The organism is Stenotrophomonas genospecies 5 (assembly GCF_054473825.1).
The window spans coordinates 2,358,408-2,372,024 of sequence record NZ_JBTMUW010000001.1; the positions used below are offsets into that span (position 1 = coordinate 2,358,408).

The following is a 13,617-nucleotide window of genomic DNA, read 5'->3' on the forward strand; positions in this document are numbered from 1 at the left end:
CCCGGCAGCCCGCAGGTTCCCGCCCCCATGGGCGGGAACCCGGCCGACATCAGGCCTTGGCGAACACCAGGTGACCGCCGTCGTTGCCGACCTCGATGGTGTCACCGTTGGCGAAGGCGCCCGACAGGATCTTCTGTGCCAGCGGATTCTCCAGCTGCGACTGGATCGCGCGCTTCAGCGGGCGTGCGCCGTATACCGGATCGAAGCCCACATTGCCCAGCAGGTCGAACGCGGCGTCGGACACCACCAGCTTCAGGCCGCGCTCGGCCAGCCGCTTCTCCAGCCCGCGCATCTGGATGCGGGCGATCTGCTTGATCTGCTGCTTGTCCAGCGGGTGAAACACCACGATATCGTCGAGGCGGTTGATGAACTCCGGACGGAAGTGCGCCTGCACCACCCCCATCACCGCGGCCTTCATCTGCATGTAGGCCTCCGGGCTGTCGTCACCGCTCATGTCCTGGATCTGGTGCGAGCCCAGGTTCGAGGTCATCACGATGACGGTATTGCGGAAGTCCACCGTGCGGCCCTGGCCATCGGTCAGGCGGCCATCGTCCAGCACCTGCAGCAGGATGTTGAACACGTCCGGATGCGCCTTCTCGACCTCGTCGAGCAGGATCAGCGAGTACGGACGGCGACGCACGGCTTCGGTCAGGTAGCCCCCTTCCTCATAGCCGACGTAGCCCGGAGGTGCACCGATCAGGCGGGCGACGCTGTGCTTCTCCATGAACTCGCTCATGTCGATGCGGATCATCGCGTCGGCGCTGTCGAACAGGAATTCGGCCAGGGACTTGCACAGTTCGGTCTTGCCGACGCCGGTCGGGCCCAGGAACAGGAACGAGCCGGCAGGCCGGTTCGGGTCGGACAGGCCCGCGCGTGAGCGACGCACCGCGTCGGACACCACCTTGATCGCCTCTTCCTGGCCGACCACGCGGTTGTGCAGCACCTCTTCCATCCGCAACAGCTTGTCGCGCTCGCCTTCGAGCATCTTGTTCACCGGGATGCCGGTCCAGCGCGACACGACCTCGGCGATCTCCTCATCGGTCACCCGGTCCTGCACCAGCTTGAAGTCCTTGTGCTCGGCTTCCTGGGCAGCCGCCAGCTGCTTTTCCAGTTGGGGCAGCAGCCCATACTGGATCTCGCTCATCCTGGCGAAATCCTGCCGGCGCTGCGCGGCTTCCAGCTCCAGCTTGGCCTGCTCCACCTGCTCCTTGATCTTCGTTGCGCCCTGCAGCGCGGCCTTCTCCGACTTCCAGATTTCATTGAGGTCGGAGAATTCGCGCTCCAGCACCTCGATGTCATTCTCCAGATCGGCAAGGCGCTGCCGCGAGGCATCGTCCTTCTCCTTCTTCAGCATTTCGCGCTGGATCTTCAGCTGGATCACGCGCCGCTCCAGCCGATCCAGTTCCTCGGGCTTGGAGTCGATCTCCATGCGCAGGCGCGAGGCGGCCTCGTCCATCAGATCGATGGCCTTGTCCGGCAGCTGGCGGTCGGTGATGTAGCGGTTGGACAGCGTGGCCGCAGCAACGATCGCCGGGTCGGTGATCTCAACGCCGTGGTGCAGGGCGTACTTCTCCTTCAGCCCACGCAGGATGGCAATGGTGTCCTCCACCGAAGGCTCGCCCACGAATACCTTCTGGAAGCGGCGTTCCAGTGCGGCATCCTTCTCGATGTACTTGCGGTATTCGTCCAGCGTGGTGGCACCGATGCAGTGCAGCTCGCCGCGCGCCAGCGCCGGCTTCAGCATGTTGCCGGCGTCCATCGCACCGTCGGCCTTGCCGGCCCCGACCATGGTGTGCAGCTCATCGATGAACAGGATGATCTGCCCTTCGTTCTTGGCCAGGTCGTTCAATACGCCCTTCAGTCGCTCCTCGAATTCACCGCGGAACTTGGCGCCGGCGATCAACGCGCCCATGTCCAGTGACAGCACGCGCTTGCCGCGCAGGCCCTCGGGCACTTCGTCGTTGATGATGCGCTGGGCCAGCCCTTCCACGATCGCGGTCTTGCCCACGCCGGGTTCCCCGATCAGCACGGGGTTGTTCTTGGTCCGGCGCTGCAGTACCTGGATGGTGCGGCGGATTTCCTCGTCACGGCCGATCACCGGGTCCAGCTTGCCGCTCTCGGCGCGCGCTGTCAGGTCGATGGTGTACTTCTCCAGCGCCTGGCGCTGCTCTTCGGCGTTCTCCGACTGCACGTTCTCGCCGCCGCGCAGCTTGTCGATCGCCGACTGCAGGCGCGCCTTGTCGGCACCGGCGGCGCGCAGCGCCATGCCAAGCGTGCCGCCATCCTCCAGCGCCGCCAGCACGAACCACTCGCTGGCGATGAAGGCATCGCCGTGCTGCTGGGCCAGCTTGTCGGTGTGGTTGAGCAGGCGGTTGAGATCATTGCCGATCGACAGGTTGCCGGCCTGCCCGGACACCTTCGGCAGCGCGTCCAGCGCCTCGTCCAGGCGCTCGCGCAGCACCGGTACATTGACACCGGCCTGCGCCAGCAGCGGGCGCGTGCTGCCGCCCTGCTGGTCCAGCAGTGCGCTGAACACGTGGACCGGTTCGATGATGCTGTTGTCGCGGCCCACGGCCAACGACTGCGCGTCCGCCAGCGCCTGCTGGAAACGCGAGGTGAGCTTGTCCATCCGCATTGCGAATCCTCATCGGTCGTCAGTGCCGGCCCGTGCCGGCGATGCTGGAAAGATGCGGTTGCACCACCCGGTTTCAAGGGTGGCTGCGACTGCACCCCGGGGCCAGTCAGCCTGGGGCCAGCATGCCGGAGCGGGTGTGGTCGGCGCGTTGATCCGGATCAGTTACGCATGGCGGGCCGCGCCCGCGATCGCTCAGCGCGCGATCGCGCTGCGGATCGCCCGGAGCTGCTGCTTGACCGCCCGCGATTGCGCCACATCCATGCGCAGCAGGGCCTTCTGGCCAATCGAGCGCGCCTGCAGATTCGGATCCACGAAGCGGTAGCGGCCCCGTTCATCGCGTTGAACGAGGGGCGCCTGCTCCGGCTCCGGGGTCTCCAGCAGATGGTCGATCACCGCCACCAGGCGATCATTGAAGTAGCCCTCTGGCCGCCCAAGATCGACATAGGCCTGCTGGATCAACGGGTAGAAGCGCTTGTACGCCGTAGCCGTTGCCGCCGGGTCCAGCGCGGTGAATGCCTGCACATAGGGCGCATAGCGCGCGGCGTTGCTGGCGGCGATGCGTTCCCCGCCCTCGCCCGGCTCGACCTGCAGGCTCCCCGGCAGAGGCCGCGCGGCCAATGCGGTCGGCGGAACACTGAGCTTGTCCAGATTGTCGACCTGGGTCACCAGGCGCTGGATCAGGTGATCGCGCAGCAGCAGGGTGAGCGGCCCCTCCCCCTGGAACAGCTGGCTCAATGCGCTCCAGGCCGCGATATCGCTGTCGGCCAGTTTCGGCAGCGCGGGATCGGCCGCGGCTTCGGTGTCCAGCGGATGCTGGATGGCGGGCGGCGCCGGTGCGGTTTCTGCGGCCGCCTTCGGTTGTGGCGGTGCGCCAGCACTGGCGGGGGGCGACTGCACCGGCACCGGGACACCGTCCGCCAGGCTCTTGAGCTGATCGCGGAACAGCCAACCGCCCGCGCCACCGATCACCACCACACCCAGCACCCAGGGCCATACCGCCTTTCCACTCTGCATGATGCAGTCCCTCGTTTTCCATCTGCATGGACAAGGTGTGACCCTCTCGATTCCCGAGGGTTCCCCGCGTGTTCCGCTGCCGTTGGGGTTGGCGCCGCACGCAGGGCACGCTCACGCCTGCTTTGCGCGCGCTGCGCGAGGCTGTGCATCTTTTCGTGGAGAGACCGTGTCATGCACTACGCGTTGTACTACTGGACCGGCATCCAGGGACGTGGCGAATTCGTACGATTGGCCTTGGAAGACGCTGGCGCCGACTACATCGACATGGCGCGGATACATGGCGACGCCGTGATGCAGCCCTTTCTCGATGGCCACAGTGAGGGCGCGCAACCGTTCGCCCCCCCGTTCCTCAAGGCGGGGCGACAGGTCATCGCGCAGGTCGCAGCGATCCTGGATTTTCTCGGCCCCACCCTGGATCTGGTGCCGCAGGCCGCGGCGCGGCGCATGCAGGCGCTGCAGTTGCAGCTGACCATTGCCGACCTGGTGGCTGAAGTACACGACACCCACCATCCGATTGCCACGTCGAAGTACTACGAGGAACAGAAGACCGAAGCCAACGCACGTGCGGCGTCATTGCGCAGCGAGCGGCTGCCGAAGTTCCTCGGCTATTTCGAGCAGGTGCTGGCGGCCAACGGTGGCCGCCATGCACTGCGCGAGCACTCCTACGTGGATCTGTCGCTGTTCCAGCTGATGAGCGGGCTGGACTACATGTTCCCGCGCCGGATGCAGGCACTCACGCCGCGCCTGCCCCTGCTGCGGGCACTGCAGGAGCGGGTGGCGAAGCGACCGAACATCGCTGCCTATCTCGCGTCGGAGCGGCGATTGGCGTTCAACACCAACGGCATCTTCCGCCACTACCCCGAGCTGGACGGAGAGCGGTAGCGCCGGGCCATGCCCGGAGTTCCCGGTCAATGATCGGCGCGATCACCCAGCGGCTTCACCGCCTGCTTCTGCAGCGACAACAGCCCCAGCAGCAGTGCCAGCGCCACGTAAGCCCCTGCAAACTGCCAGCTGATGGTACGCGCCAGGCCTTCAAGGTCCCACGGCAGATAGATGCCGCCGCGCGGATCCACCGAGTGGATCAGGCCGAACAGGGTCAGCACAGCCGCCACCAGCAGGAAGCCGCAGGCGCGGCGCAGACGGCCGTCAACCATCGCGGCCACGGCGGAAATCCACAGCATCGAGGTGATGATGAAGCCGTTGCCCAGAGTGAAGATCACGGCCAGTTCCGGCAGGCCGTGTCCATCGAGCTTGGTCAGCAGCTGCGGCAGCTGGTCCGGTGCGATCCAGCCCGGCGCCTTGATCGCCAGCAGGTAGGCCACCGAAGGCAGGAAGCCGAACACCATCGCTCCGGCGTGCTGTCGCGGTGTGGCCTGGAAGGCCTGGGTGGTGATGTCGATGGCGACGTACACGATGATCGGCGCCAGCACCGCCAGCGGCAGCCACTGCACCAGCCCGGAAATGATGCCCAGCATGCCGCCGATGCCGACGAACAGGCCCGTCAGCAGCGTGTATCCGCTGCGTGCGCCCATGTGCTTGTATGCAGGCTGGCCGATGTAGGGGGTGGTCTGCGCGACACCGCCGCAGACACCGGCCACCAGCGTGGCCACCGCTTCCACCAGCAGGATATCGCGGGTGCGGTAATCATCCCCGGCCGCGCGCGCGCTCTCGGACACGTTGATGCCACCGACCACCATCAGCAGGCCGAACGGCAACAGCAGCGGCAGGTAGGTCATTGCCGTGGGCAGGCCGTCCAGGAAGCCCAGCGTCGGCAGCGGCAGCACCACCTGCGGCGGCGTCCACGCCGGCACGTGGAAGCCGGGGGCCCCCAGTCCCGCCAGACCGAGGCCGTAGTACAGGACGGTGCCGAACACGAACGCCAGCAGCACACCCGGGCCACGCACCGGCAGCCGGCCCTTGGCGATCAGCACATACAGCAGCAGGCCCAACGTGGTGAAGCCGACCAGTGGCGAACGCAGGGTTTCCAGCAACGGCAGCAGGCCCATCAGTACAAGCGCGATGCCGGCGATAGAGCCGAGCAACGCTGCACGCGGCAGCGCGCGGGTGACGGCTTCGCCGAAGAAGGAGAGCACCAGCTTGAGCGCGCCCATGATGACCAGCGCCGCCATGCCCAGCTGCCAGGTCGCAATGCCGGCGGCATGCGGGTCCATGCCCTGCTGCTTGAACGCGACGAACGCCGGACCGAGCACCAGCAACGCCATGCCGATGCTGGTGGGTGCATCCAGCCCCAGCGGCATCGCGGTGACGTCATCACGCCCTGTGCGTGCCGCCAACCGGCGCGCCATCAGCGTGTACAGCAGATTGCCGATCAGCACGCCAAAGGCGGTACCGGGAAACATTCGGCCGAACACCACGTCGGCGGGAAACTGGAAGATGCCGACCAACGCCATGGCGATGAAGCCGAGGATGGAGAGGTTGTCGACGACCAGGCCGAAGAAGCCATTGAAGTCACCGGCGACGAACCAGCGACGCGGTGCGGCGGAAGCGGGAGCGGACATGGAAGGGGCGATGGGGGTGGGGAGCGCCGATGGTAGGCCCAGCGGGGCCGGCGCGCCAATTCCACGGTGGAATGATGGGTTCCAGCCAACGGCAGGGCCCCTCGTGGCTGGACGCAAATCGCAGATTCCCGGGCTGGCCCGTGCGGGTGGGCGTCGCGGGGGACGCCGTGAACCCATCCCTGGGGGCTTGGCCGCGGCATCCATGCCGCGGACACCCCCGCGACGCCCACCCGCCCGGCCCCTGACAGTTTCCCGCGTGTGCCAGCCACGGAAGAGAATCAAAAGATCAAAAGCAAAGGCAGGCTCTCGTTGTAGCGCCGAGCGCATGCTCGGCTGCCATACGCGAAGCCTCTGAGCCGAGCATGGCTCGGCTACAGAAGATCATCCCGATCACTCCTTCGTTCATCCACGCATGGCGTGGATCTACCGTGTCGACCAAGGTCGACACCCATCAGGCAACAGCCATGCCATTCCGACAGATCACAGGAATCTGTCGAAGGCGGGGTGGGTCCGGTTGCGGGGGTGTCCGCGGCATGGATGCCGCGGCCAAGCCCCCAAGGACGGGTTTACGGCGTCCCCCGCAACCTGACCCACCCCGCCATCCCCCAGATAACCCGCTTCTGCTCTGGCTCTGGCTCGTAGCAGGTGCAGGGCGCAGCCCTGCATAAAACCCCAACCCTCACTTCTTCAGGAAGTTGTCCACCAGCAGATGCTTCACGTCGTCGAAGCGGCCATTCAACACCGCCTTGGCCGCATACAGGGCCGTACCCGCCACCTGTTTGGCCTCGATCTGCGGCGGCATCACCAGCTCCGCCCGGCTGGTATGCACGTCCAGCAATGCCGGACCGCGCTGGGCGAGGAAGTCCTGTACGGCCTCCTCCAGGTCCTCGCTGCGGGTGACCGTGCGGCCATGGAAACCGATCACCTCGGCCAGACGGCCGAAATCCGGATTCTTCAGATCGGTGTAGTTGTCCAGCAGCCCTTCCACCTTCTGCTCCAGCTCCACGAAGTTCAACGAACCGTTGTTGAACACCACCACCTTGATCGGCAGCTTCTCCTGCACGGCGGTCAGCAGATCGCCCAGCAGCATCGCCAGGCCACCATCGCCCGACAGCGAGATCACCTGCCGGCCCGGGAACGCCTTCTGCAGGCCCAGCGCCTGCGGCATCGCATTGGCCATCGTGCCGTGCAGGAGACTGGTAAGCGTGCGGCGACGGCCATTGACGCGGATATGCCGCAGCACCCACACCATCGGCGAGCCACCGTCGGCGGTGAACAACGCATCGTCGCTGGCGTATTTCGACAGCAGCGCGGTCAGGTGCTGCGGATGGATCAGTTCGCCCTCGCCCGGCTGCTCCTCCTGCTCACGCTTGGCCAGCGCCTTGTCGCGACGCTCGATGCACTCGTCGAGGAACGTGCTGTCCTCGCGGGGTGGCAGCATCGGCAGCAGTGCATCCAGCGTCGGTGCGATGTCACCCACCACGCCCAGGTTCACCGGATGGCGGCGACCGAGATGGCTGCCATCGCGATCGACCTGGATGATCGTCGCCTTGTCCGGATAGAACTGCCCCCAGGCAAAATCGGCGCCGAGCAGCAGCAGCGTGTCGCACTCCATCAGGGTGTGGAACCCGGATTCGATGCCGAAGATGCCGGTCATGCCCATGTTGTACGGGTTGTCCGGCTCGACGAAGTCCTTGGCACGCGAGGTGTGCGCGATCGGGGCCTGCAGGCGCCGGGCCAGTCCCAGCAGCTGCGCATGGGCGCCCTGGCAACCGGCACCGGCATAGATGCCGATGCGCTTGCCCTGCCCCAGCAACCCGGCGATGCGCTGCAGCTCGCCATCCGACGGGCGCAGCACCGGCTGGGCGTAGTGCACCGAGAACGGCACATCGTGCTTCACCTCGGCCTGGCTGATGTCGGCCGGCAGGATCACCACCGCCACGCCGCGGCGGCTGATCGCCGCCTGGCAGGCCAGGGCGACCACGCGTCGTGCCTGCGCCGGGCTGTGCACCTGTTCGCAGAACACCGTGCAGCTGCCATAGACCGCCTTGAAATCCACTTCCTGGGGGAATTCCATGCCCAGTTCGCTGGTCACCACCTGGCTGGCGATCAGCACCATCGGTGCGCGGTTGCGGTTGCTTTCAAAGATGCCATTGATGAAATGCAGGCCGCCGGGACCGCAGGAGCCGGCACAGGCCGTCAGCTCGCCGCTCACCAGCGAGTCGGCGCCGGCGGCGAAGGCGGCCACCTCTTCGTGGCGCACATGTACCCATTCGATTTCGCTGCGATGCAGTGCATCGGTGACGTGGTTCAACGTGTCGCCGACGATGCCATAACAGCGGCGGACACCCGCCTGCTGCAGGGTATCGACAACGATCTCGGCAACGCGCTTGCTCATCGGATGCATCCTCGAACGGGGGAACGTCCGAGGCTAGACCCGACGAGGTGATGCCTTCGTGGGCAAGCCACGCATCGCCTCGACAGGCAAACTGCAGAGCGATATCGGGTCAATCGTTGACGTTGATCCAGCCCACCACCGCGCCGCTCTTCGGGTTGCGGTACCGCACCTTCAGCCAACCCTCGTGTTCATCCAGCAGTTCCACGCGGTCGCCCTGCAGCAGGTAACGCCGGGTGCTGGGCGCACCGGGCCGGTCGAACAGGAACAGGCGCGCCGGCACCACGGTGGCCTGCTGGCTGCGCAGCGGGCCGTCGGGCGGTGCGCCCAGGCCATCAGCGATCGCGCTCTCCAGCACACGACCGGTGGGATCAAAGGTGCGCCAGACCGCCGACGGGCCCTGCTCGTCGGCCTGCACCCAACGCAGTGCGGCGTTCAGGGTATCGCCCAGCATCAAGACGCGCTCGGCGCGGTACAGATAGAGTTTCGCGCCTGCAAACCGGTACTGGTCCGTGTACCACATCGGGCCGCTGCGGCAGCTGCTGGTCAACGTGCGCGTGGCGGCATCAACGGTGAGCCCCATCAGGCCGCCGCAGTTGTCACGCCCATGGGTTTCGGCCTGCAGCGCGCGGAAACCACCGCTGGCCGGATCGTAGCGATACACCGCCACCGCTTCATTGACCATGCCGACCGACGCGCGCGCAACCAGCTCCGGGCGCCCATCGAAATCAACATCCTCGGCTGACAACCGCGAATTGCCGTCGACGTCCGGGGCACCCGGCAGGCTCAGCCGCTTGCCAGAGGGCAGCAGCTGCACGGCAATGCTGCCGTCCTCCGCCACCTCAGCCTGCACGCCAATGCCAGGTGCCGCCTCGAAGCGCAGCGGCGCATCGCTGTCAGCAGCGTGCGCCAGCGGTACCAGCAGGCCCGCCAGCAGGCCAATCACGGTGTCCCTGTGTCTCATCGTCTTTCCCTGCGGCGCCAGGGCGGCGCCTCCCGGTCAGAACGATACGTCAACGGCCTGTCGCGACCACAGCACCGACTGGTGCCCGGTCTGCTGCTTCCACGCCAGGCGGATGGCTTCGATGTCGGCACGACGCTGCGGGCTGTCTTCGTGCAGCACCACCAGTACCTTGGTGCGCAGGCGGTTCGGCGCAGCGTCACCCCGGAACAGCCACTGGCCGTAGGCATCGAACACGGTCAGGCCATCGGGGAAGCGCGGGGTCACTTCCTTGTCCAGGAACGTCCGCCACTGCGCCTCGCTGATGGTATCGGCCTGCGGTCGGTTGCCGGCGCCCTGCTCCTCGCCCACCCCGAAGTACAGCTCGCTGCGCACCCAGCCCTGGCCAGCGGACGGGCGTGCGGCATCCCCCTTCAGTTCAGCGGTCGTGGCCGTAGCGTAGGCGCTGGGCGCCTGCGAGGAGAGGCTGGCGCAGCCACTGGCGGCGAGCAGAACGGCGAAGGCAAGGCCAAGGTGTTTCATCGGTACAGCTCCGGGGAAGGGGGACAGTGCGAGCCGGCAGCGTACAGCGCCACCGGCCCGGCGTGCTGATGCCAACAGGGCATCAGCTCATGCCGGACCGGCAGGGGCTTGCATCAGCACCGGTCATCACGCGAAGATAATATATCGCTTCATCCGGATGGATGTAAGTGAAACTATCTCCCCCTTCCCCGTCGTCGTTGTTGCTGGAGCCCCCATGTCCGCCCGCCTGCCCGCGTCGCCGCTCGGCCTCGCCATTGCCCTTGCGCTCTCCCCCATCGCCCCGGCCCTGGCCCAGGACGCCACCAACCTCGACACCGTGATCGTCACCGGCACCCGTGCCGCCGACCGCACGGTGCTCGAATCCACCTCGCCGGTGGATGTGCTTACCGCCGAAGACATCCGCAAGGCCGGCGTGGTCAACGGCGAACTCGGCAGTGCGCTGCAGGCGCTGTTGCCGTCGTTCAACTTCCCGCGCCAGTCCAATTCCGGTGGCGCCGACCACGTCCGCGCCGCGCAGCTGCGCGGCCTGTCGCCGGATCAGGTACTGGTGCTGATCAACGGCAAGCGCCGCCACCACACCGCCCTGGTCAACACCGACAGCAAGATCGGCAAGGGCACCACGCCGGTCGACTTCAATGCCATCCCTGTCAGCGCGATCAAGCGCATCGAAGTGCTTCGCGACGGTGCCGGCGCGCTGTATGGCTCCGACGCCGTGGCAGGTGTCATCAATGTGATCCTCGACAATGGTGGCGACGGCGGCGAGATCGAAGCCAGCTACGGTGCAAATCACACCGATCTGAAGCCGATCGGCCGCACCCTTACCGATGGGCAGGCCGGCAACATCAGCGCCAAAGTGGGCACCTCGCTGGGTGAGGACGGTGGCTTCCTGCGCGTCGGCCTGGAGTACAAGCACCGCAACGGGACCAACCGCGCCGGCTTCGACCAGATTCCACCGTGGGACCAGACCCCGGACAACCTGGCACTGCAGGGCAAGCGCAACTACGTGCTGGGCGATGGTGAGAGCAAGGACATCAACCTGTGGCTCAACACTGAAATCCCGGTCGGCCAGACCTCCACCTTCTACGCGTTCGGTACCTTCAACCAGCGTGACACCGAAGGCGCGAACTATTTCCGCTACCCGGACGGCGAGGCCAACTGGAAGGAGGTCTATCCGAACGGTTACCGGCCGGTCTCCGAAGGCGAGAACCGCGACGTGCAGGCGGTCGCCGGTGTGCGCGGCCAATGGGGTGAGTGGAGCTACGACGGCAGCCTGGACCATGGCCAGAACGATTTCACCTATCGCCTGCGTGATTCGCTCAACGCCTCATTGGGCCCGGCCAGCCCGACACGCTTCAAGACGGCTGATTATGAGTACGCTCAGACCGTCGGCAACCTGGACCTGAGCCGTGTGTTCACCCAGAGCGACAGCATCAGCCATACGCTGGGCCTGGGCGCGGAAGCGCGCCATGAGCGCTACCAGACCCGCCCCGGCGACCCCGCCAGCTATGCGGCCGGCCCGTTTACCGACCGTCCCACCGGCTCGCAGGCCGGCGGCGGCCTCACGCCGCAGGATGCCGCCACCCTGTCGCGCGACGTGGCCAGCGCCTATGCCAGCCTGTCCAGCCAGTTCGGCGATCACTTCTCCAGCGACCTGGCTGCGCGCTACGAGCACAGCGATGATTTCGGCGGCGAACTGACCGGCAAGCTCGGCCTGCGTTACCAGTTCACCCCGGCCTTCGCCCTGCGTGGCGCGATCTCCAACAACTTCCGCGCCCCGTCGCTGGCACAGATCGGCTACGAGTCGACCTCCACTGGCTACAACGCCGGCGGCCAGCTGGTGCAGGGCCGGCTGCTGTCGGTCAACAATCCGATTGCCTGCGGCCTGGGCGCGCAGGACCTCAAGCCCGAAAAGTCGATCAACACGTCGCTGGGCTTCACCAGCCGCATCGGTGAACACTTCGACCTGTCGCTGGACTTCTTCCAGATCGACATCGATGATCGCATCGCGCTGTCCGAAAGCATCACTGGCGATGCGCTGACCGACTACGTCGCCGCCAACTACGGCGTCAGTGGCCTGCAGAGCGCCAGCTTCTTCGTCAATGCCGCCGATACACGTACCCGTGGCGCCGAACTGGTCAGCAACTGGCGGCAGGCGCTGGGCAACGGCCAACTGCTGCTGACCGGCACTTACGCCTACACCAAGACCACGCTGAAGAACGTGCTGGCCACCCCTGCACAACTGCAGGCGCTCGATCCGGACTATGTGCTGTTCGGCATCGAAGAGACCAACACGCTGACCGACGCCACCCCGCGCACGCGCGGCAGCGTCTCTGCAGCATGGAGCAATGACCGCTGGTCACTCAGCAGCCGGGTGAACCGCTATGGCAGCGTCACCCGTGTCTTCAACTTCGGTGACGGTTACATTCCGCGCCAGACCTACCAGGCCGAATGGCAGCTGGATGCAGAAGTGGAGTATCGCATCAGCGCCCGATGGAGCGTGGCCATCGGCGGACAGAACCTGACCGACAACTATCCGGATCGATCCAATGAGGACATCCATTACTTCGGCAATCTGCCCTACGACGTGCTTTCGCCGATCGGCAGCAACGGCGCCTACTACTACGGCCGCGTCCGTTACACGTTCTGACCGCGGCTGACGCGTGTCTGCGGTGGTGCGGACCACGGGTCCGCACTGCCCCGCTCCGGTACCGCTCCCTTGTGCCGGCAATCGACAGACAGCGCCGACGCACCGTCGTCGCCTGCTCTCGACCCCACGTACACGCCCACGCTGGCAGGCTGGGCGTCATGGCTGAACCGCTCCCCCTGCGTCCGCCACCTCCATTGCTGGACGATGCCTGCGCGTTGTTCCTCGATGTCGATGGCACCCTGATTGAATTCGCTGCACGACCGGACGCCGTGCAGCTGCTGCCCGATGTGCGTGAGGCCATCGGTCGTATCAGCGACCGCCTGGAAGGTGCCGTAGCACTGGTCAGTGGCCGTCCTCTGGCACAGCTTGACCAGTTGTTCGCGCCTCTGCAGCTGCCTGCGGCCGGCCTGCACGGCCATGAACTGCGTGGCCAGGACGGACGCGTGCTGCGCGACGAACATGACGATGACACCGCCGAATGGCTGCATGCCCTGCATCAGCAGGCGATGCGTTTTGCCCATGGCCATCCCGGGGTACTGGTAGAAGACAAGGGTGTGGGCCTGGCCCTGCACTGGCGCGAGGCGCCGCACGCTGGAAGCGAGGTGCGGGCGTTCGCTGACCGCCATGTGCGCGGTCGCTCCAGCTACCGCCTGCAACCCGGCGATCACGTGGTCGAGTTCGTGCCCGTCGGCACCGACAAGGGCCGCGCGATCCGGCGGATGATGCAGTACCTGCCGTTCCGGGGCCGCCTGCCCGTGTTCCTCGGCGATGACCTGACGGATGAATTCGGATTCGACGCCGCCAACGGCCAGCATGGCTGGAGCGTGCTGATCGGCGAGCGTGAACCCAGCGCCGCCGTGTTCGCGCTGCCTGACATACGCAGCGTGCACGCCTGGCTGCGCGAGAATGCCTATTGACCCGGCC

9 protein-coding genes are annotated in these 13,617 nt (G+C 66.3%); 3 read left to right on the forward strand and 6 right to left on the reverse strand.

Features of this window, described 5'->3' with window-relative positions:
- Window positions 1-49 precede the first annotated feature (49 nt).
- Window positions 50-2,635: an ATP-dependent chaperone ClpB gene (gene clpB, locus ACX9OW_RS10925; protein ID WP_065174752.1), complete on the reverse strand. Its 2,586-nt coding sequence runs from the start codon at window positions 2,633-2,635 to the stop codon at window positions 50-52.
- A 192-nt stretch (window positions 2,636-2,827) separates the two neighbouring features.
- Window positions 2,828-3,649: a DUF3014 domain-containing protein gene (locus ACX9OW_RS10930; protein WP_459062258.1), complete on the reverse strand. Its 822-nt coding sequence runs from the start codon at window positions 3,647-3,649 to the stop codon at window positions 2,828-2,830.
- Window positions 3,650-3,820: 171 nt separating this feature from the next.
- On the opposite strand from ACX9OW_RS10930, the gene ACX9OW_RS10935 reads away from it, so the two are divergent.
- The gene (locus ACX9OW_RS10935) at window positions 3,821-4,531 is read left to right on the forward strand and encodes a glutathione S-transferase (protein ID WP_459062259.1); all 711 of its coding nucleotides are present in this window, start codon (window positions 3,821-3,823) and stop codon (window positions 4,529-4,531) included.
- A 26-nt stretch (window positions 4,532-4,557) separates the two neighbouring features.
- Here the strand turns inward: ACX9OW_RS10935 and ACX9OW_RS10940 are convergent, their stop codons facing one another.
- The 4 genes from ACX9OW_RS10940 to ACX9OW_RS10955 all read right to left on the reverse strand — a co-directional run bounded on the left by ACX9OW_RS10940 (window position 4,558) and on the right by ACX9OW_RS10955 (window position 10,046).
- Complete coding sequence (locus ACX9OW_RS10940; RefSeq protein ID WP_111187260.1) at window positions 4,558-6,168, reverse strand: SulP family inorganic anion transporter; 1,611 nt, start codon at window positions 6,166-6,168, stop codon at window positions 4,558-4,560.
- A gap of 679 nt (window positions 6,169-6,847) precedes the next feature.
- Window positions 6,848-8,566: a thiamine pyrophosphate-dependent enzyme gene (locus ACX9OW_RS10945; RefSeq protein WP_180875516.1), complete on the reverse strand. Its 1,719-nt coding sequence runs from the start codon at window positions 8,564-8,566 to the stop codon at window positions 6,848-6,850.
- Between the two features lie 109 nt (window positions 8,567-8,675).
- Window positions 8,676-9,527 carry an XAC2610-related protein gene (locus ACX9OW_RS10950; protein WP_459062260.1) on the reverse strand — a complete coding sequence of 284 codons (852 nt, stop codon included), beginning with the start codon at window positions 9,525-9,527 and terminating at the stop codon, window positions 8,676-8,678.
- Between the two features lie 36 nt (window positions 9,528-9,563).
- A complete protein-coding gene (locus ACX9OW_RS10955; protein ID WP_053517005.1) occupies window positions 9,564-10,046 on the reverse strand; it encodes a DUF3574 domain-containing protein in 483 nt (160 codons plus the stop codon).
- A gap of 214 nt (window positions 10,047-10,260) precedes the next feature.
- On the opposite strand from ACX9OW_RS10955, the gene ACX9OW_RS10960 reads away from it, so the two are divergent.
- Both ACX9OW_RS10960 and otsB read left to right on the forward strand, forming a co-directional pair.
- Entirely contained in the window at window positions 10,261-12,693 is a 2,433-nt protein-coding gene (locus ACX9OW_RS10960) for a TonB-dependent receptor plug domain-containing protein (protein ID WP_459062261.1), read from the forward strand.
- A gap of 158 nt (window positions 12,694-12,851) precedes the next feature.
- Complete coding sequence (gene otsB, locus ACX9OW_RS10965) at window positions 12,852-13,610, forward strand: trehalose-phosphatase (RefSeq protein ID WP_053517008.1); 759 nt, start codon at window positions 12,852-12,854, stop codon at window positions 13,608-13,610.
- Window positions 13,611-13,617: the final 7 nt, after the last annotated feature.

Bases quoted from the DNA above. Each gene is read 5' to 3' on its own strand.
- clpB (WP_065174752.1), bottom strand. From the start codon at position 2,635: ATGCGGATGGACAAGCTCACCTCGCGTTTCCAGCAGGCGCTGGCGGAC.
- ACX9OW_RS10930 (WP_459062258.1), bottom strand. From the start codon at position 3,649: ATGCAGAGTGGAAAGGCGGTATGGCCCTGGGTGCTGGGTGTGGTGGTG.
- ACX9OW_RS10935 (WP_459062259.1), top strand. From the start codon at position 3,821: ATGCACTACGCGTTGTACTACTGGACCGGCATCCAGGGACGTGGCGAA.
- ACX9OW_RS10940 (WP_111187260.1), bottom strand. From the start codon at position 6,168: ATGTCCGCTCCCGCTTCCGCCGCACCGCGTCGCTGGTTCGTCGCCGGT.
- ACX9OW_RS10945 (WP_180875516.1), bottom strand. From the start codon at position 8,566: ATGAGCAAGCGCGTTGCCGAGATCGTTGTCGATACCCTGCAGCAGGCG.
- ACX9OW_RS10950 (WP_459062260.1), bottom strand. From the start codon at position 9,527: ATGAGACACAGGGACACCGTGATTGGCCTGCTGGCGGGCCTGCTGGTA.
- ACX9OW_RS10955 (WP_053517005.1), bottom strand. From the start codon at position 10,046: ATGAAACACCTTGGCCTTGCCTTCGCCGTTCTGCTCGCCGCCAGTGGC.
- ACX9OW_RS10960 (WP_459062261.1), top strand. From the start codon at position 10,261: ATGTCCGCCCGCCTGCCCGCGTCGCCGCTCGGCCTCGCCATTGCCCTT.
- otsB (WP_053517008.1), top strand. From the start codon at position 12,852: ATGGCTGAACCGCTCCCCCTGCGTCCGCCACCTCCATTGCTGGACGAT.